The sequence below is a fragment of the Vibrio injensis genome (assembly GCF_001895205.1).
GTDB classification, from domain to species: domain Bacteria; phylum Pseudomonadota; class Gammaproteobacteria; order Enterobacterales; family Vibrionaceae; genus Vibrio; species Vibrio injensis.
Genome location: NZ_BDJF01000027.1, coordinates 85,695 through 103,793, shown reverse-complemented (window position 1 = coordinate 103,793; position 18,099 = coordinate 85,695). Strand labels below are relative to the sequence as shown.

Sequence of the window (18,099 nt, the reverse complement as noted above, 5' to 3'; positions counted from 1 at the left end):
CCGAGGTTCATCATGGCTGATAAAAAAAACAATATAGCGACCCTGATCAGTCGAGCGATAGTGATGACGTTGAGTTTATTAACGCTTGGTCTTTTACTTCATACTTATCAAGTTAGTAGCCGATTAATTTCTCAAGAAGTGATACGGACCACTAATCAAACGGCTAATCTGATTCAGAATATCTTTAATTCTCGTCTGACTATCTTAAAAGTCCACCAAGACAGCAGCGCGAAAAATGCCACCTTAATTCATGCGTTGCACGGTCGGTTAACCAATGAGCTGGAACAGTATTTTCTGAGTATTGATCAAACGGATATCAGCCATATGGCGGATTTTCGATTTGTCGCTAATGTCAGTCAGCCGATTTGGGATGATGGCAATGCCCAGTTTTATGGTTTAGCGGACAGCACGTTTACTCATATTATTGAACAAGTGGCTTTTAGTCATGATTGGCATTTAATCACTACGCCATCGGTAATGGGTGATGTTTACCTTTTGGTTCGCCGCGCGCCGATTGTTGATACCGTAAGCGGTGAGTCTTTAGGTTTTTTATACATTAGTCTGGTGCTGAATAATAATGTTGCTTTAGTCGAAAACTTACGTGAGCGCAGTGACTCACAACAGCTGGTACTTGCTGCGGGAGAGCACGTGTTAGCCTCTACCCTCACAGGGGTAGAAGCTTATCAAGCGGATGAGGTAGTTAAAGAAGGCGAAGAAGGTTACGACGTTCATGGTAAGTATGTAGTGAGTCGCACACCATTAACTTTAGCCGGAGCGCCAACCGTTCTCACGGTATACGCTGTGCAGAGTAACCAAAATGCGCTTTCTCTGCGTAATAATTACTTATTTTGGATGTTTGCTGTCGTTGCGGCGATCGCTTTCGTTTTCATTATTGTTCGTTGGTGGTTACAACGTAAAATTGAAAACGAAATGGCACGTTTGATGACCTATACCCATCAAGTGGTTGAGCTACGTGAAGGTGCCTATTTCCCGGGGTCTCAAATTGTTGAGTTTGATCACTTTGGACGTACGTTAGAAAGCACCTTTCATCAACTGGCCGAGCAAGAAAAACAGTTTGAGGATCTCTTTAATTTTTCGTTATTGCCGACTCTGCTATGGACGGCTCAGGGGGGATTGATTCGCATGAATCCGTCGGCTGAGGCTTATTTCCTCAGTCATTATTCTCAACAGCATTCTCTTTTTGCTCGGGTAAAACCTCAGTTGATTGTCGCGGTACAGCAAGCGGCACAAGGTAACATTATCAAAGCGCTCAAAACAGAGCTTGATGGTAAAACCATTTTATGGAATTTGTCACCGATCATATTAGATGAGCGGATTGTTTCGATCATGACTCAAGGACAAGATATCACGTCGATGGTGGAAGCAGAGCAGCAAAGCCGCCTCGCTCGTGAACAAGCTGAAGAATCTGCTCGGTTGCGGGCTGATTTTCTCGCCAAAATGAGTCATGAATTACGGACGCCATTAAACGGTATTTTAGGTGCTTCTCAATTATTAAAACAAAACGCGCTTACTCAAGAGCAACAAGAGTTAGTGAATGTATTGTGCAGCAGCGGTGAGCATTTACTCGCTGTGTTGAATGATATTCTCGATTTTTCAAAAATTGAGCAGGGAAAATTTCTCATCCAAAATAGTGACTTTCCGATCCTGGATGTGATTTCGGCGATTCAGCGTATCTATGGCCCTCTATGTAAAGAAAAGGGACTTGAGCTAATGATTGAATGTGCTATTGAACCTGAAATTCGCTTGTATAGTGATCAAATACGCCTAAATCAAATCTTGTTCAACTTGCTCAGTAATGCGGTTAAATTCACCCATCAGGGGTCGATTAGCATTAAATTAGGGCTTATTCAACAAGGCGACATCGATAGGTTAATGATTTGCATAGAAGACACGGGTATCGGGATCGCGGCAACGGATTTACAGCGCATTTTTGAGCCGTTTGTACAGGCGGAATCGACCACGACTCGCGAATACGGCGGCAGTGGTTTAGGTTTATCGATAGTCAGTAGTTTGGTTGAATTATTGCATGGTGAAATCGCGGTAAAATCAGCGATTGGTTATGGTACGCGTTTTGATTTGCAGTTTCCTATTCGTATTGTTGTTAATGAGGACTTGAGGGAAGCCCAACAGGCTAATACGGATCGCTATCAATTATTTACTCAGCCTGTACGTGCATTATTGGTAGAGGATAACCGTACGAATGCCTTTATTTTACAAGCGTTTTGTAAGAAATATTCAATACAGGTTGATTGGGTCAGTGATGGTTTACAAGCTATCGAGCGGGTAAAGGAACAAGATTACGATCTGATTTTTATGGATAATCAATTGCCCTATTTGGGGGGGATTGATACCACGCGGATTATTCGGCATGAGATGAAACGCTCGTTACCGATCTATGCCTGCACTGCCGATGGTTTGCTAGAGACACAACAAGCCTTCATTGAGGCGGGAGCGGAATACGTGTTAGTGAAGCCGCTCAAGGAAGAGATGTTTTATCAAGCTCTGTGCTTTTTTAAACAAGAACGCGCTAACTCAGAGCGCTGATGATTGTTGAAGTATCAGCGCTCAAGTCGATATCACAACAGAGAGGATGCTACTAATCGATTAAAAATGGAAGCGAACTCCCATACCAATTTGTGGTCCCCAAATACCAGCATTACGGACTTCAGCGGTTAGTGCCATTTGTTGGGTTGAGTGAAAGCGGATGCCCGCGATAAATATCGAGTTATCCTCATTACGGCCAATGCGCATATGCCCCTCTAAAGTTTCGGTCAGCCATACTCGAGTACCGACGTTTAGTTCGATCATCATGTCATTTTTACTGCCTTCCTCACGACTGCCTCGTGTGCTATGAACGAGCATTTGGCCATAGATATCGGCAAAAGGGTTGATTGGACCATTGAAGCCCATACCAACGGCGGCATCCCAATCCCCTTCAAAACGGGAATCGACTCGGCCAATGATGTGCGAATTTTCGGTAAAATAAGTATTAAACTCTCCACCGAACGATTCAGGATTTAGTGCCGTTCTGATCTCAAAAAAGTTGTAATTAAAATTATTGGCGAAAGCGGCATGTGAGGTTAGCGTTACTAACAATAAAAGAATGCTGCTAGAGAGTCTTGGGAGCATGAAATGTTCATCCTAGAAGAAGAAAGCGTAAAGATACAATAATCGTATGCGAATTACAGGCCATTTCAGTAAATTAATCAATCTTCTATTCATACTTTGCTGGTAAAATAGGCGCAAAATGAGCGGTTAACCAAAGTTCGAACTTTAGTTAATCCGTTTGGGTTGCCATTTAGGGAAGCAATATCACTATGTTGAAAGGGTTAAAAGGTGCATTTTCATTATTGCTGCTGGTGTTCAGTCCCTCGTTGTTGGCACAACAGACGCTCCACTTATATGCCGCTTCGTCGATGACCAACGCCGTCAACGAATTGATTAAGCACTATCAGGCGAGCCATCCTACAAAAGTCGTGCCTGTTTTTGGTGGGTCTTCCGCTTTAGCCCGACAAATTGAGCGTGGTGCGCCAGCGGATCTATTTTTAGCCGCCAATGATGACTGGGCACTGTATCTGATCGAGAAGCTACATATTGGCCGTGAAAATGTAACTTTAATTGCTGGTAACCGTGTGGTGTTGATCCAGCCGGCTACGGCTTCCTCTGCACCATTTGATGCCGCTGACTCGCAGCAATGGCTACAGCGATTAGCCAAAAGCCGTTTAGCGGTTGGTAATACGGAGGCCGTACCTATTGGTATTTATGCTCAGCAAGTGCTGAGTTCGCTTGGGGTTTGGGATGAGGTGCGATCTTATTTGGCTCCGACTAATAATGCTCGTTCAGCTCTGGCTTTGGTCGAGCGAGGCGAGGCATCTTTGGGAATGGTTTACCAAACTGATGCTCAATCGAGTGATAAAGTGACGACCTTGACCGTATTTGATGTCAGTTTACACAATACCATTCATTATCCTCTATTGAGGTTGACGGATAAGCCAAGCAACCAAACTTTTATTGATTATGCCACGTCACCAACGGGAAAGTCGATATTGGCTCGCTATGGATTTACCACAGAGATGGCGCATGAACCGTTTGCTCAGTGATTATGAATGGCTTGCTTTGCAACTCAGTCTGAAAGTCGCCACTTATACCATTATTTGGTTGCTGCCGATTGGTATTATCCTTGCTTGGGTATTGGCGAGAAAAACATTCATCGGTAAAGGCATTCTCGATAGTCTTATTCATCTCCCTTTGGTATTGCCACCAATTGTCGTCGGTTATCTATTGTTAATTACTATGGGCAAACAAGGCGTTATTGGTCGCTGGTTAGAGACATGGCTTGGCGTGTCTTTTAGTTTTAGCTGGCGTGGAGCCGTACTCGCTTGTTTTGTGATTTCTTTGCCTTTGATGGTCAGAGCGATTCGTTTGAGTATTGAAATGGTTGATCCTCGGCTTGAGCAAGCTGCGCGCACATTAGGAGCGTCGCCGCTGAAAGTTTTTTTTACCATCACCTTACCGTTGACTTTACCTGGGATTATTACCGGCACGATGCTCTCTTTTGCACGCAGTTTAGGTGAGTTTGGTGCGACGATCAGTTTTGTCTCCAATATTCCAGGAGAGACACAAACCCTACCGTTAGCGATGTTCAATTTTCTCGAGACTCCCGGTTCAGAAATGGAAGCCGCCCGTTTGTGTCTTATTTCGATTGTGATTGCCTTATTGTCGCTGTTTTTTTCTGAATGGTTGAATCGGCGTACACGCCGTCGCTTAGGGATGAATCAATGACCGACCTCCATCTAAAAGTGAAAAAGCAGCTTGGTTGTATGCAGGTTGATGTTGATTTGCGCTTGCCCAGCCGTGGTGTCAGTGCCATCTTTGGCCGTTCAGGTGCAGGAAAAACGACATTAATTAACTTATTCAGTGGCTTAGAACAACCAGATTCCGGTTATATAAAAACAGCGAATCGAGTGTTATTTGATTCTGAGCAGGGGATTAATATTCCTGTTGAGCGGCGTCGAATAGGGTATGTCTTCCAAGAAGCAAGACTTTTTCCCCACTATCGAGTGCGTGGTAACCTGACTTATGGTGTATCGGTTGCCGACGATGGCTATTTTACGTCGATAGTGAGTCTGTTAGGTCTAAATGCGTTACTTGAACGTTATCCACATGATTTATCGGGAGGCGAAAAACAGCGGGTCGCGATTGGTCGGGCTTTATTATCCAAACCTGACTTATTATTGATGGATGAGCCACTGGCTTCGTTAGATTTACCTCGTAAGAGAGAAGTCATGCCTTTTTTAGAGCGCCTTGGTCAGCAGATCAACATTCCTATTTTGTATGTGACGCATAGCATGAGTGAGATTTTACGCTTAGCGGATCATTTGGTGCTATTAGATCAAGGACGAGAGCGGTTATCTGGGCCGATTGAGCAGGTATGGTCCTCCTCGTTGATGCGTCCATGGCAGTCGTTCAGCGAACAAAGTACTTTGCTAGTAGGCAATCTTACTCATCACCGTCTAGATTATGGTCTGAGTTATGTTGCTTTGAGTGAGCAGGTCGGTTTATGGGTACAGCAAATTGAAGATGCTGTAGAGGGGCAGAGAGTGCGTTTACAAATCCGCGCTACCGATGTGTCAGTGGCACGGCAGTTTCCTCAAGCGACATCAATTCGCAATATCTTGCCGGTAAAAATCACCCGTATCGAGCATCTTCAGCAAGGAGAAATCCGTAAAAGTGTCGCGCTACAATTAACTTTAGCCGACGGCTGTTGGTTATGGTCAACGATTACTGAATGGGCGCTACAAGAGCTAGGTTTACACGTTGGTATGCAGGTCTATGCTCAGATTAAAGGGGTAAGTGTCACTCAGCGAGACATTGTGGTGACTCACTCTTAACGCTGATTGAATAATGATTAAGTCCACCCCGCTGAGAGGGAAGGTGAACCTTCCCTTTATGAATGGATTAGCGCGCAAGTTTGCGGTGCGCCCTTGAAAAATGTCCAGCACTGAAAGCCCCTGCGATTGATAACTCTCCCGCTAAACATAAACCAGCGACGACTTCGGCTAAGGCTCGAGCTTTACCGCTTCCCGTCAGTCCAAGTAGTGCTAAGCATGCTTTTTGACTGGGCAATGACGTGCCTCCACCGACGGTGCCGACCATCAAGTTCGGTAAGGTAACGCAAGTGTACAATCCGCCTTGTGAGTTGAGTTCCATCCGCGTGATTCCCACGGCAGATTCCGCCACACAAGCGGGGTCTTGACCACAAGCAATAGAGAAAGCGGTGAGAGCATTGGCATAATGTGCGTTAATTCCGACGCTACCACTGATTACGCCACCAATTGTGGTCATTTCTGCAAATTTCACCATGCTTTCGGGAGTCGTATGCAGATATTTTTTGATCAGTTCTGCGGAGATATGCACTTCAGCGGTGACTTTTTTACCGCGTACATGACGTAAAACATGGCTATTGGCTTTTTTATCACCCGATAAATTGCCATCTAAAAAAGCATGCCGCGGCTCAATAGGAGAGTGACGAACGATAAACTCAAAGACAGCATTAGTGGCAATGGTCACCATATTTTGCCCACAGGCATCGCCGGTTAGATAATCAAACACCAAATAAACATGGTTACCTTCCATCGTCACGTTTATATCATGCAGTTGACCGTGGGCGGTAGTCGCTTGAGCTAGCTGTTTAAACTGCTCGTATTGTGTGGTTACCCAAGCGATAAATTGCCCAGCTTGCGCTAGGTCATCAAAAGCAAAGACTGGAGTACGAGTGACGCCTTCATTGAGAAGCATCACACTGGTTCCGCCAGCGGCAGTGATCAATTTACATCCCCGATGATAAGAGGCCACTAAGGCCGCTTCAGTGGTCGCTAAAGGGATCAAAAAGTCGTCATTAGCATGCAGGCCATTGACTCGCAGCGGACCAGCAATGCCCACAGGAACTTTCACGGTACCGATAAAATATTCAATATTTTTACTGTAATGAGCGAGATCTTGTTGAGTCTGGTTATCCCATAATTGTGCCTGCGCTTCAGGTTGGTTAAGGGCTTGCCAACGTTTTTCTACATGGTGTGGCGTCATTTTTGAGCTTGCGATCAGCGTTTTGCTTGCTGGCTCAAAATGTGGTGCTAAGGCATCTTGTAATGAATCAGCAGATGAAAGAGCGGAGAAAGCACGACTTTCTCCGCACGATGGCAGAGTAAATTTAGACATAGAGATCACAATTAAAATTTTTCGAGCATTGTACTGAGCGAGTCAGCAAACTCAATAACTAGTCATCGGTGCTGACAATTTATGGTTGTTAATAATGTCAATGGCTGTGACTACTTATCGCTGAACGAGGGATTATACACGAACATCCAGTAGGCTGCCGATCATCTCTTGTTCACGTTGAATGACGCTTGCTCCTACACGATTGTATTGTTGAGCTTGATTGAGATTGATTAATGCATTAACGGAGTCGGGTTTTTTGCTTGGGGGAGTTGGCTTATTATCAAGAGCATTGAGTTGCAAAGCGGGGTCTTGCTGCACACGAGAAGAGTGGATTTGAGCCTGTTGAATTTCATGCGCCGCTTCACCCGCCATTTTCGATGACTGTTGAATGATAGGATAACCAGAAGAGACGGCAGAGACAGACATAATACTTCCTCGCTGTTTTTTTAAGCATACGCCTGTCTGCGGTTGAGTGCAACTTTATCCCATAATAGGCCGTCGAGAGTGGTTGATTTGACTATGCACAATTACTGCACTCGGACGGCAAATTTACTGGCGAGGGAGTGCAGTTCTGGAAACATCCGATAAATAAGATACAACTGCTGGAGCACCATACGTGCAGAGCTATCATCCTCTTCTCGCCATTCAGAAAGTCGCTTCTCCAAGCCAATATTGTCGATATCGCTGGTATCACACTGTTCACAATGGGTGAATAATTGCTGATACAATACCTCAAGATGTTGATGAATAACTCGATGGGCATCGAGCACTAACTGGTGGATACTTTCATCATCGATTCGAGTACGGTGTGCACCGAGCGCTGATATATAACTCAGTAGTGCATGATTGAGGGTTAAAAAACGAAAGCTTTCATCGGTCGCGGAGCGATATTTTCCCGGTTCTGCGAGCATATTACTGACCGCTGCAGCAAGAGCAGCATCCTGATTATGAGCATCACGTCGCGCAATGCGATAACTTAGACTGTCTTTTTTACCGATACGATATTGACCAATAATTTGTGCTAAATATTGTTTATTGGCTTGTATCGCTTCGGCCATGACTTTATGAAGCCGTTTTGATTGCCAATCTGGAAAAATAAACACCACCGCGGCAACAGCAAGAGCACAGCCAATCAGGGTATCTGCTAAACGTGGCAGTACTACCGCGTAACCCGCACCGAGTTGGTTGAAACAAAACAGCACTAACAAGGTAATAAATCCGGTCGCATAACCGTAGTTATTGAGACGAAATGCGAAAAACATCACACCGGAAATTACAATAAAAGCTAACTGGCTCTCTTGTGAGGGGAACAGGGTTAGAAGCGGAACGCCAATTAATAACCCAGCGAGAGTACCAATAATACGTGAAACCAGCTTTTGCCGTGTTGCCGCGTAGTTAGGCTGGCAAACAAACAGGGTGGTTAACAGTATCCAGTATCCGCGGTCTAAATCCAATCCTTGTAAAATCCCGTAGCCTGCGGTGAGAGCAATAGACATACGAATGGCATGACGAAACAGTAATGAGTCACGATGGAAGTTGGCTTGAATTCGTTGCCACATGGCTTTGACCGAGTGCGCTTCTGTGTCATGTAAGACATCATCCTCGGTCTTTTGCACATCAGGATTACTGACGTTGCTGAGCTGTTTTTCAACCGTCGCGAGATTGTTAAATAGATAGCTGAGCTGAGCTAGAAATTGCTTCCACTCTCGCTGTTGTTGCTCTTGTAGATACGCCAAAGAGAGCTGTAATTCATCTAAAGCGATGATCGAATCACTGCGGTGCTGATATCGTTGTCCGAGCTGAATGGAAAGCGCAATATCGTGGCAGGCTTGGGCTTGTGCTTGTAACAGATGTTTAAAGCGAAACAGAACATCACTACGTGCAAAAGATTCCGCGAGTTCTTGATAGCGATAATGCGTTGAACTGGCCCTCTCGTGGATATCTTGCGCCACGAAGTACAGACTAAGGAAACGGTCACTGGCGCCATCAACATGCCCTCGTTTTGAGCGGGCAAGCAAGGTTGCTTTACATTGATTCAACGCATTCACTGTTGCGCCATTTAAATTGGCTTCATTAATTCGATGGGGTTGAGGTGTTAAATTGGAGACAGGATAAAATAATTCGGCCTTAGCCTCAAAATAGTGACCAAGTTGAACAAATACGTTAGCCAAACTTTGTTGGACGGGTTGCATTGGCCAAAATGCATGCCACAGCATTGACAGAAGGTAATACCACGCGCTGCCGGTCAGTAATAATAACGGCTGGAACCAAAGGTTAGTACTTTTGTCTGCCCCCAGCATGGCGTAAATGGCGATCAATAAAGAGCCAAAGGCAATGCTGGCATAACGAGTACCGATAGCCCCCAGCATGATAAAAGTGAAGGTTGAGATAAATAAACCAATGGTAAATAGCCATGGCATATCAAATAAGAGTTCGATAGAAAAGGCCGCTATCGCAAAACAAATAAAGGTTAGGATGATCGATTTTAAGCGACCAGTAAATTTATCATCTTGCTCTGCTAAGGCGGCGGCAATGACTCCCAGGATCAGGGGCGTTATCCAAGTGTTGACTTGGTAGTGCCAAGCGGGAATGACAACACCTAAGAGCGTGATCAGGATCAGTAGGCAGTAATTAATGGTTTTGTTTGCCCAATAAAGGCGAAGTAAATGAAGTCGCTGCACAGTGAGAATCGATGCCAAGCCTAAAACACTCAGTTTAGCAGAACTTTACGCTAACATTCTGATCAAGAATAATAAAACTGTCATTCTGTCTTAGTGAGTTGTTCATTATTGACATTAATTTTTCATTGCTATTGATGATTGAGTTATGATGTAGGTTGATAAAATCGATAGGAATCGCCGAAAATGCAGCTAAGTGCAACCCAAACTGCACAATTTTTTATTGCTAATGAATATCACCATGTTGGCTTAGAAAATCAGCGTTTGGTGCTTTCTTCGTTGCACAGTGAAGAACGGATCCCTTTTACCATCTGGAATGGACAGGTCAAAATTCGACGGGGCATTTTGTGGGCTGAGTTACAGTTTTTTGCTCATCCGGAACAAGACACACAACGCGTTTGGGTCGTACAAGGTTTACCTTGGCCACAAGCTCGACAATTTGCACATCATATCGTCAGTGTTTATCAACAATGGTTTCATCAGCAATGTCAGCAATTGAGATTACATTTACCTCAATGGCAGCAAGAACTGCACCATTTACAACATTTGCCAGCTTTTTTACCGCATTCCCCATTAGAGCAGTGGATCAATCAAGTCTTTACCGATCTGGCAGCCATGAATATGAGCTTAGAAGAGGCCATCAAGCATTTGCCTCATGCGATGGAATCATTAGTGCCTTGGTTGTTAACTCCTGATCAAGCCTTACAAGGACGTAATCAAACTTGGTTAGATATTGAGCGTCAAAATTGGACGATTCTTTTTTCACAGCTTGAATCTTCACCGCTTAATGTATCTCAGCAGCAAGCCGTGTTGCTCAATGATGATCATAACTTAGTGCTTGCTGGTGCAGGTTCAGGGAAAACCAGTGTATTAACCGCAAGAGTGGCTTATTTATTACAGAGCCATTTGGCGCAAGCGGAGCAATTATTGTTGGTGGCTTTTGGTAAAGACGCTGCTAATGAGATGGAACAACGTCTAAAAAATAAGATTGGTCTTGCCGCCGATAACATTCGTATTAACACCTTTCATCAACTGGGATTATCAATAATTAATCAAGTGGAAGATCAACCCGCTGTGATCTCTCCGTTGGCATTGGATGATAAGCTGAAAAAAGCTTGGTGTACGGACTGGTTGAAGCGGCACTGGATGACACCAACCAATTTTAAGCGTTGGCAGAAACATCTAGCACAGTGGCCGATTGCTTATTTAGTCGGTGATGATGAGCTAGGGAGTCACGTTGAAAACCCTAAACTGATCGCATGGTTGGAAAAGCAGCTCGATCAACTCGCTCAACTGGGAACGACGAAAAAAGCGATTCAGCAGCAACTTATTGATCATATTGATTATCCTCGTTTGAATAGTGAACTTGCTTTGTGTTGGCCTTGCTACCAAGCATGGCAGCAAATGTTGAAAGATGAGCAGCAGATCGATTTTAATATCATGATCAGCCAAGCGACGGATTATGTACGCAAAGGGAAGTTTTCTGTGCCTTGGAAATTCATCATGATCGATGAGTATCAAGATATTTCTCCCCCTCGTTTGGCGTTGATACAAGCGTTGTGTGAACAGGCTCCGCATCGCCCCAATTTATTTGCGGTAGGCGATGATTGGCAGTCGATTTATCAATTTGCTGGGTCGGATGTCAATTTAACCACGGAATTTGCAGCGCGCTTTCCGCAGTCGACCATTCATCATCTTGATACGACTTATCGTTTTAACGATCAAATTGGTTTGGTGGCCAATCAGTTTGTGCAGAAAAATCCTCATCAGTTACCCAAGACGCTGAATAGTTTTAAATCGCAGAAGCAGAAAGCGGTGGTCCTTTGCGCCAGTAATCAAATTGAAAAAATACTCGATAAACTTAATCGTCAGGCTAAAGTGCCGAAACAAGTGTTGTTATTAGGTCGTAACCATTATCATCAGCCAGAGCATCTGGCAGAATGGCAACGGCGTTATGCCTCGCTGCAGATCAACTTTATGACCTGTCATGCAAGCAAAGGCAAAGAGGCGGATTTTGTTATTATCTTAGCGGTCAATGAAGGGCAGTTTCCTGCACGAGTGAAAACTTGTCACTTAGATAGTGCTTTAACTCAATCTAAAGTGGATTTTCCGTTTGCAGAAGAACGCCGTCTATTTTATGTCGCCATGACCCGAGCCAAAGAGAAAGTCTGGATAACTTATAGCGGAAATGGCTCTTGCTTTATTCAAGAGTTACTCACCGAGGGGTATCCAGTCAGTAAATCGATATAAATAAAGGAATAGTATGTATAAGGCTTTGATTTTAGTAGATGTGCAAAATGATTTTGCATCCGATGGCGCTTTGCCAGTTCCTGAAGGACAGAGTGTCGTCCCAGTGATTAATTTATTAATGCCCCATTTTGACCATGTTATTGCCACCAAAGATTGGCATCCTGCAGGGCATGCGAGCTTTGCTTCTACTCAAGGTAAAACGCCTGGGGAAGTCATCTCGCTCTCTGGCATTGAACAGATATTATGGCCGGATCATTGTGTGCAAGATACCGTCGGTGCGGAGTTTATCGCAGGCCTTAATCTCGATGCTATCGAACATATTATCTACAAAGGGACTCATCTTGATATCGATAGCTATAGTGGTTTTTTTGATAACCAACGTCGCCATGCAACAGGATTAGCCGAGTACTTACAGCAACACGCGATCAGTGATGTCTATATTGCCGGACTGGCTACAGATTACTGCGTAAAATTTACCGCTTTGGATGCTGTGTCATTAGGATTTAAAACTTGGGTCATTAAAGATGCTTGTCGCGGGGTTGATTTGGCACAAGGTGATATTGATAAGGCTTGGCAAACGATGGAAGAGGCGGGTTGCAGAGTGATTTTATCGCAACAGGCGATGGCCTGAGTCGGTAAAGAGGCGTGATAACACGCCTCTTCTCTTACTGCTATCATTCATCGACAACGCGAAAGTATTTAAGGATCCAATCGCCGCTTATCGATATGGTATGAAGTCATTACGTTCTGTCAGCAAGATAGGCATGATAATCAGGGATTTCGATCTCGACTTCTTGCTCCATGAGTATTGAATTAAATAAAAATTTTGCCGTAGCGCGGTTAGTGGCGACAGGAATATTCCACACACTCGCAATCCGCAATAAAGCTTTAACGTCTGGATCATGTGGTACAGAATTGAGCGGATCCCAAAAGAAAATCAAGACATCTATTTTCCCCTCGGCAATTTTAGCGCCTAGTTGTTGATCGCCACCCATTGGACCACTGATCATGCTGGTAATCGCTAATCCGGTTTCTTTATTGAGCATATGACCAGTTGTGCCCGTTGCGTACAGTTCATGTTTTTCAAGCTTAGATTGGTTTTCAACCACCCAACGTAGCAATTCGCCTTTATAGTTATCATGAGCAACTAAAGCGACGTGCTTTTTCGCAGCCATAATGCGTGTTGTTTTTTTCATTGCCATCTTTCCTAATCGGTAGAGAGTCAGAGTTAAATAACTAAAACTATACGCTTATTCAATGACTTTACGACAAAAACTCGAACTGGCGCTTGCTATGGTACGATTTAAGCTATTTTATCTGGTTGACGATGGCGTTGAATCTTGTAAACGCCATTCCCCCATCAAGATAGCGACAAACCAATGATGGGGGGGAGTGATTAGTCGAAAATCAGCACAAGATAGATAAAGAACAAAAATAAGTGAGTGACTCCATTAAGAATATTTGTTTTACCATGTCTAAAACTAATACTTGCGACCATTAAACTTGCGATCAAAAGAATCATTTGTGCGGGTTCTAAACCTAATATAATGGGTTCTCCAATGATATTAGAAATAATAATGACGGCAGGTACTGTCAGTGATATCGTTGCCAATATTGAACCAAAGAATAAATTCATAGCCCTTTGTAACTGATTATTTAAAGATGCTTTGATTGCTCCCACACCTTCAGGAGCGAGTACTAACAATGCAACGACTAGTCCACCTAATGCTGCGGGAGCACCTAAGTGTCCAATGCTTGCATCAATAGGTATGGCAATACTCTTGGCAAGAAAGATAACCACAATCAAATAGCCAAATAATAATAAAAAGTGATAAGTATTACTACCTAGAATACTATGGTGTTCATCGGTATGATCGTTATCTTCATCGATAAAAAAGTAACTATGGCTTTTTGTTTGTACATATAAAAAGATACCATAAAGAATAATAGAGATAACCACCAAAGCCGAAGCAAGGATGAAGGACATTTCACCAAACTCATTCTTACTGGTAAAATTGGGTAGTATTAAACATAAAATAGTTAAGGGCACAATTGCGACTAAATAAGAATTTATACCTTGAATATTATATTTCTGTATATGATATTTATGACCTCCAATGAGTAATGCTACACCGACTAAGCCGTTGAGTATCGACATGATGACAGCAAACATAGTATCTCTGGCTAATACTGGGTTCGAGTCTCCCGTCAACATCACTGATGAAATCATGATTACTTCTAAGGAAATCACCGATAGCGTTAATATCAAAGTCCCTAACGGATCGCCAAGATTAATTGCTAATGCATCAGAGTGTTTTACAACACCAAAGATAGACAACATAACAATAATAAATAGAAAACCAGCGGATGACCAATACAAAAAACTACTGCTAGAGCCTAGTAAAAGATCATTACCGATTGTTTTGAAAAATAGGACAGTTAATAATCCTATAAATAATACCCATTCATTACGGATGAATTTCATTATGTGCACCTCATGTAGGGTTATAAGTGGATACAATACTGTCGATAACAGGATGATGAGATGCAGACCAAGCAGTAAAACTACTCATGATGAAAATGAGTATTAATAAAGAAAGAATAAGTTTATGTTTAAGTTTCATCGTATATAACTCGTTATTAGTTAAAAATATTTAAGTGGTTAGAAAGATAAACCATTATCTTACTGATGGTTAGTTGATTAGGTATAGAAATACATACCGTCTATCAAAGAAGATCAGTTTTTAGCAATATGGTATTTATGAAAGACTAAACCAGTCTTAAATTAGTAATGACGAGAATGGGTAAACTTGTATTGTAGGTTGTTATTGTTACAGCCATAAATACAGGTTGATGAACGATGTGTATAATAAGACCAATGAATATTGGGGTTGAACAATGGGCGATAGCCAATCGATAGAATAGCAATAGGCAATAAGACAATTTCAGCGAGTAAGTAGTAGTTAGGACTCAGCCCCAATGAAGCGTATTCATCTTCGCTATTTAATCGGTAATGGTTTAAATGATGGATAGCATGATGAGGGTGTAAGGCTTCTTTACTATAATTGACGTCACTGGATGTCGGAGCTAAAACTCTTGCATCATCTTGAACAACAGTAAGATGAGAATCACTCAATGAAAATGTCGGATGATTTTGTGAATACACGCCCGCCTGAGCAAAAAACAAGCTCATTAACAATACAAACATCAGTATGTTAAGGCGATGAATGGTCACAATGGTCACACTATTCAGATGAAAAGTTGCGCAAATAGTAGAAGAGATTCAATTTACCGTCAATAAAAAATGATAGCGGTCACAAATTTAAAAATCTTATTATTGGGGGATTAAAAATACGGCAGGAAAGAGCAGCACCGCAGTACTGCTCTGATCGATTAAATAAAAGCTTGTGTAAGAATATTGCGTGATTGTTCAAGGGTGATCGCTTGATGTTCACCCAAAGCAATCATTCCATGCGCTTCCAACTGTTCAATTACCTTATCGACAGCTTGCTTAGTGGTCATATTGGGCGCAGAAAACTGAGTATCGACATTCAACTGATGATAAAACGCTTCAATCGCATCAATAGTACATAATGCTAAATCTTCACTCGGTGCTAAGTTAAATACCCGTTGCCCCATTTGTTCCAACTTTGCTTTCTTAGCGGCTAATTGGTTACGCAGTAGAGCGGGTTGGACAATGGCTAATGAGCGAGCATGATCCACTTGCCATAACGCGGTCAGTTCATGGCCAATCATGTGTGTCGCCCAATCTTGGGGAACGCCACTGCCGATTAATCCATTCAGTGCTTGATTAGCCGTCCACATCAAATTAGCACGCCAAGCGTCGTTATCTCTTTGTGCAAAACCTTCGCCCAACACCAATAGATTTTTCAGTAGTGCTTCAGCGTAGCCATCTTGGACCATCGCTTGGGTTGGATAGGTGAGATACTGTTCACAAATATGCACCCATGCATCCACCAAACCATTAACAAGCTGACGCTCTGGTAGCGTCTTCATTACATCGGGATCCATCACGGCAAATTTAGGTTGTACGTGTGGCGATAAGAAGGAAAGTTTATCCTGAGTCTCTGCTTTAGTGATTACTGCTCCAGAGTTTGATTCAGAGCCAGTAGCGGGCAAAGTGAGAATCGCGCCAATCGGTGTGGCATCGGTGACACGGTGCTTACCTAACATGATATCCCAGCCATCCCCTGAGTATTTAGCGGCGGCGGCGACGTATTTTGAACCGTCAATCACTGATCCCCCACCAACAGCAAGAATAAAATCAATCTCTTGCTGCTTAACGATAGCAACGGCTTTATCAAGAGTTTCTTTGGTTGGGTTTGGCTCGACGCCGGAAAATTCCAGCCAAGTATGTTCTTGCAGGGCATCGACCACTTGCTGATAAACGCCATTGTGTTTAATTGATCCACCACCGTAGATGACCAGAACCTTATGCTGACGTGGGATCGCTTGGCTGATCGCTGCGATTTGCTGCTGACCGAAATAAATCTGAGTCGGATTGACATAGGTAAATTGCATTACTCGTACCTCTTATTGTTGAAATGACGACCGTTTAGCCTCTTTAAAGATGCAGCATGGCTGATCTGGCTATCGTTTTTAGGGGAGTCAAGTATAGGGTTGATACATTGCAAGATGCATAATAGTAGAATGGTTGTGGTGATAATAGAGCCATTCCTGTAAATTTATTGCCTATTTCTACAATGGTTGATGATATGGACAGAATGGTGAGTCAAACTGAGAAAAATGCCGATCTGGCGCAATTGATGCAAAACTATGTCGATAAATATGCGTTGCATCAACTCGAAGGTTGTGTGGACACTGCGATCTCTGGGGTAGGGTTTTATCGCAGTAGTCAAGGTAACCCGCGTCAGCCGTTTATCTATCAGTCTGGGATCGTGATTTTAGGTCAAGGTCAGAAACGCATCCATTTAGGGGAAATTGCCGTCGATTATGGGCCGAACGACTATCTGGTGGTGGGGGTGCCGATGCCACTGGAATGTGAAGCGGTAGCGAAACAGAATCAACCATTATTGGGGTTAACGATTGATATTGAGCATTCACTATTGCTCAAACAGGTCGCCGCTTTAGAGGAAAACGGTTTTCAACCGTCAGTGGATGCTAATAATCCTTGTGGCCTGAAATCGGTACAAATGAATCCGCCCATGCTTAACAGTTGTAAACGGCTGATGAATGCTTTGATTGATGGACTGGAGGCTGAGCTATTAGGGCAATCTTTACTTGAAGAGATGGCTTTTCGAGCGTTAACCAGCGCAGAGGGGTATGTGTTGTTTGAATTGGCTCATCACGAGGGACATTATGCTCGAATAGCGAAAGCGCTGAGTAAAGTACATCGTGATTACGCCACATCTTTAACGGTTAATGCGTTAGCAGAAGAAGCGAACATGAGTATTTCCGCTTTTCATCAAGCTTTTCGTGGTGTTACCATGGAATCGCCCTTGCAGTACCTTAAAAAAGTCCGTTTAAATAAAGCCAAAGAGTTAATTCAAATCGAGGGTAAGCGAGTCAATGATGCTGCGCGGCTGGTCGGTTATACCAGTCCTTCACAATTTAGCCGAGAGTATAAACGCCATTTTAATCACACTCCACGTGGTGCTTTATTGAAAGTTTAATCATCACCATCTTGAGCCTATTTGTGGTGCACTATTGATCCGTTGTCCTTGCGTATCATGCTCCAACTTTGAAAGCTAGCCTTTGTTTAATAAGTTGGCTCTTGATGCAAAATAAGTATGTAAACCTTGTACGTTTTAAGCACTCCTTTGCGAGTGATTCTTAAGTTTGACACTTTATTAGGTGCTAAATAAGTGGACTGTTCTACAGTTATTTCACGAAAGATTTAAAGCATGCAGAGTAAGGACTGTACGCTTTAATACGTGGAAACAATAACTTA

The 18,099-nt window shown here is 43.2% G+C and carries 15 protein-coding genes; 7 read left to right on the top strand and 8 right to left on the bottom strand.

Annotation, left to right across the window (positions count from 1 at the left end; genetic code table 11):
• Positions 1-12 precede the first annotated feature (12 nt).
• Positions 13-2,565, top strand: coding sequence for a LuxQ periplasmic sensor domain-containing protein (locus BSR11_RS12590; protein ID WP_072670697.1), 2,553 nt, complete (start codon positions 13-15; stop codon positions 2,563-2,565).
• A gap of 60 nt (positions 2,566-2,625) precedes the next feature.
• On the opposite strand, the gene BSR11_RS17320 is transcribed toward BSR11_RS12590, so the two are convergent.
• Positions 2,626-3,150, bottom strand: coding sequence for a hypothetical protein (locus BSR11_RS17320; protein WP_072670696.1), 525 nt, complete (start codon positions 3,148-3,150; stop codon positions 2,626-2,628).
• Between the two features lie 188 nt (positions 3,151-3,338).
• Here BSR11_RS17320 and modA point away from each other — a divergent pair, with 188 nt between their 5' ends.
• The 3 genes from modA to modC are packed head-to-tail and all read left to right on the top strand — an operon-like array spanning position 3,339 to position 5,912.
• On the top strand, positions 3,339-4,121 hold the full coding sequence (gene modA / locus BSR11_RS12580) for a molybdate ABC transporter substrate-binding protein (protein ID WP_072670695.1): 783 nt from the start codon (positions 3,339-3,341) through the stop codon (positions 4,119-4,121).
• Complete coding sequence (gene modB / locus BSR11_RS12575; RefSeq protein ID WP_139299839.1) at positions 4,102-4,803, top strand: molybdate ABC transporter permease subunit; 702 nt, start codon at positions 4,102-4,104, stop codon at positions 4,801-4,803. Before modA ends, modB begins: the two co-directional genes overlap by 20 nt.
• Positions 4,800-5,912 (top strand): molybdenum ABC transporter ATP-binding protein ModC, encoded by a 1,113-nt coding sequence (modC, locus tag BSR11_RS12570; RefSeq protein ID WP_072670694.1) that lies wholly within the window; start codon positions 4,800-4,802, stop codon positions 5,910-5,912. Before modB ends, modC begins: the two co-directional genes overlap by 4 nt.
• A 67-nt stretch (positions 5,913-5,979) precedes the next feature.
• Here the strand turns inward: modC and BSR11_RS12565 are convergent, their stop codons facing one another.
• The 3 genes from BSR11_RS12565 to yccS form a co-directional block, all read right to left on the bottom strand.
• A complete protein-coding gene (locus tag BSR11_RS12565) occupies positions 5,980-7,239 on the bottom strand; it encodes a hydroxymethylglutaryl-CoA reductase (RefSeq protein WP_139299838.1) in 1,260 nt (419 codons plus the stop codon).
• 132 nt (positions 7,240-7,371) lie between these two features.
• Complete coding sequence (locus BSR11_RS12560) at positions 7,372-7,665, bottom strand: hypothetical protein (RefSeq protein ID WP_072670693.1); 294 nt, start codon at positions 7,663-7,665, stop codon at positions 7,372-7,374.
• 101 nt (positions 7,666-7,766) lie between these two features.
• Positions 7,767-9,920: a YccS family putative transporter gene (gene yccS / locus BSR11_RS12555; RefSeq protein WP_072670692.1), complete on the bottom strand. Its 2,154-nt coding sequence runs from the start codon at positions 9,918-9,920 to the stop codon at positions 7,767-7,769.
• 183 nt (positions 9,921-10,103) lie between these two features.
• Here yccS and helD point away from each other — a divergent pair, with 183 nt between their 5' ends.
• A complete protein-coding gene (helD, locus tag BSR11_RS12550) occupies positions 10,104-12,167 on the top strand; it encodes a DNA helicase IV (protein ID WP_072670691.1) in 2,064 nt (687 codons plus the stop codon).
• 13 nt (positions 12,168-12,180) lie between these two features.
• Complete coding sequence (gene pncA / locus BSR11_RS12545) at positions 12,181-12,798, top strand: bifunctional nicotinamidase/pyrazinamidase (RefSeq protein ID WP_072670690.1); 618 nt, start codon at positions 12,181-12,183, stop codon at positions 12,796-12,798.
• A 109-nt stretch (positions 12,799-12,907) separates the two neighbouring features.
• Here pncA and BSR11_RS12540 read toward each other — a convergent pair whose 3' ends face one another.
• The 4 genes from BSR11_RS12540 to BSR11_RS12525 form a co-directional block, all read right to left on the bottom strand.
• Positions 12,908-13,363, bottom strand: a complete 456-nt coding sequence (locus BSR11_RS12540; protein WP_072670689.1) for a methylglyoxal synthase — start codon at positions 13,361-13,363, stop codon at positions 12,908-12,910.
• Between the two features lie 200 nt (positions 13,364-13,563).
• Entirely contained in the window at positions 13,564-14,655 is a 1,092-nt protein-coding gene (locus tag BSR11_RS12535; RefSeq protein ID WP_167363665.1) for a calcium:cation antiporter, read from the bottom strand.
• Between the two features lie 297 nt (positions 14,656-14,952).
• Positions 14,953-15,402 (bottom strand): hypothetical protein, encoded by a 450-nt coding sequence (locus BSR11_RS12530; RefSeq protein WP_139299837.1) that lies wholly within the window; start codon positions 15,400-15,402, stop codon positions 14,953-14,955.
• A gap of 158 nt (positions 15,403-15,560) precedes the next feature.
• Positions 15,561-16,709 carry an iron-containing alcohol dehydrogenase gene (locus BSR11_RS12525; RefSeq protein ID WP_072670686.1) on the bottom strand — a complete coding sequence of 383 codons (1,149 nt, stop codon included), beginning with the start codon at positions 16,707-16,709 and terminating at the stop codon, positions 15,561-15,563.
• 203 nt (positions 16,710-16,912) lie between these two features.
• Between BSR11_RS12525 and BSR11_RS12520 the strand changes: the two genes are divergently transcribed.
• The gene (locus tag BSR11_RS12520; RefSeq protein ID WP_072671199.1) at positions 16,913-17,821 is read left to right on the top strand and encodes an AraC family transcriptional regulator; all 909 of its coding nucleotides are present in this window, start codon (positions 16,913-16,915) and stop codon (positions 17,819-17,821) included.
• Positions 17,822-18,099 lie beyond the last annotated feature (278 nt).

Coding starts and splice junctions, on each gene's coding strand:
- modA (WP_072670695.1), top strand. CDS start 3,339: ATGTTGAAAGGGTTAAAAGGTGCATTTTCATTATTGCTGCTGGTGTTC.
- pncA (WP_072670690.1), top strand. CDS start 12,181: ATGTATAAGGCTTTGATTTTAGTAGATGTGCAAAATGATTTTGCATCC.
- BSR11_RS12520 (WP_072671199.1), top strand. CDS start 16,913: ATGGTGAGTCAAACTGAGAAAAATGCCGATCTGGCGCAATTGATGCAA.
- modB (WP_139299839.1), top strand. CDS start 4,102: ATGAACCGTTTGCTCAGTGATTATGAATGGCTTGCTTTGCAACTCAGT.
- modC (WP_072670694.1), top strand. CDS start 4,800: ATGACCGACCTCCATCTAAAAGTGAAAAAGCAGCTTGGTTGTATGCAG.
- BSR11_RS12560 (WP_072670693.1), bottom strand. CDS start 7,665: ATGTCTGTCTCTGCCGTCTCTTCTGGTTATCCTATCATTCAACAGTCA.
- BSR11_RS12590 (WP_072670697.1), top strand. CDS start 13: ATGGCTGATAAAAAAAACAATATAGCGACCCTGATCAGTCGAGCGATA.
- BSR11_RS12565 (WP_139299838.1), bottom strand. CDS start 7,239: ATGTCTAAATTTACTCTGCCATCGTGCGGAGAAAGTCGTGCTTTCTCC.
- BSR11_RS12525 (WP_072670686.1), bottom strand. CDS start 16,709: ATGCAATTTACCTATGTCAATCCGACTCAGATTTATTTCGGTCAGCAG.
- helD (WP_072670691.1), top strand. CDS start 10,104: ATGCAGCTAAGTGCAACCCAAACTGCACAATTTTTTATTGCTAATGAA.
- BSR11_RS17320 (WP_072670696.1), bottom strand. CDS start 3,150: ATGCTCCCAAGACTCTCTAGCAGCATTCTTTTATTGTTAGTAACGCTA.
- BSR11_RS12540 (WP_072670689.1), bottom strand. CDS start 13,363: ATGAAAAAAACAACACGCATTATGGCTGCGAAAAAGCACGTCGCTTTA.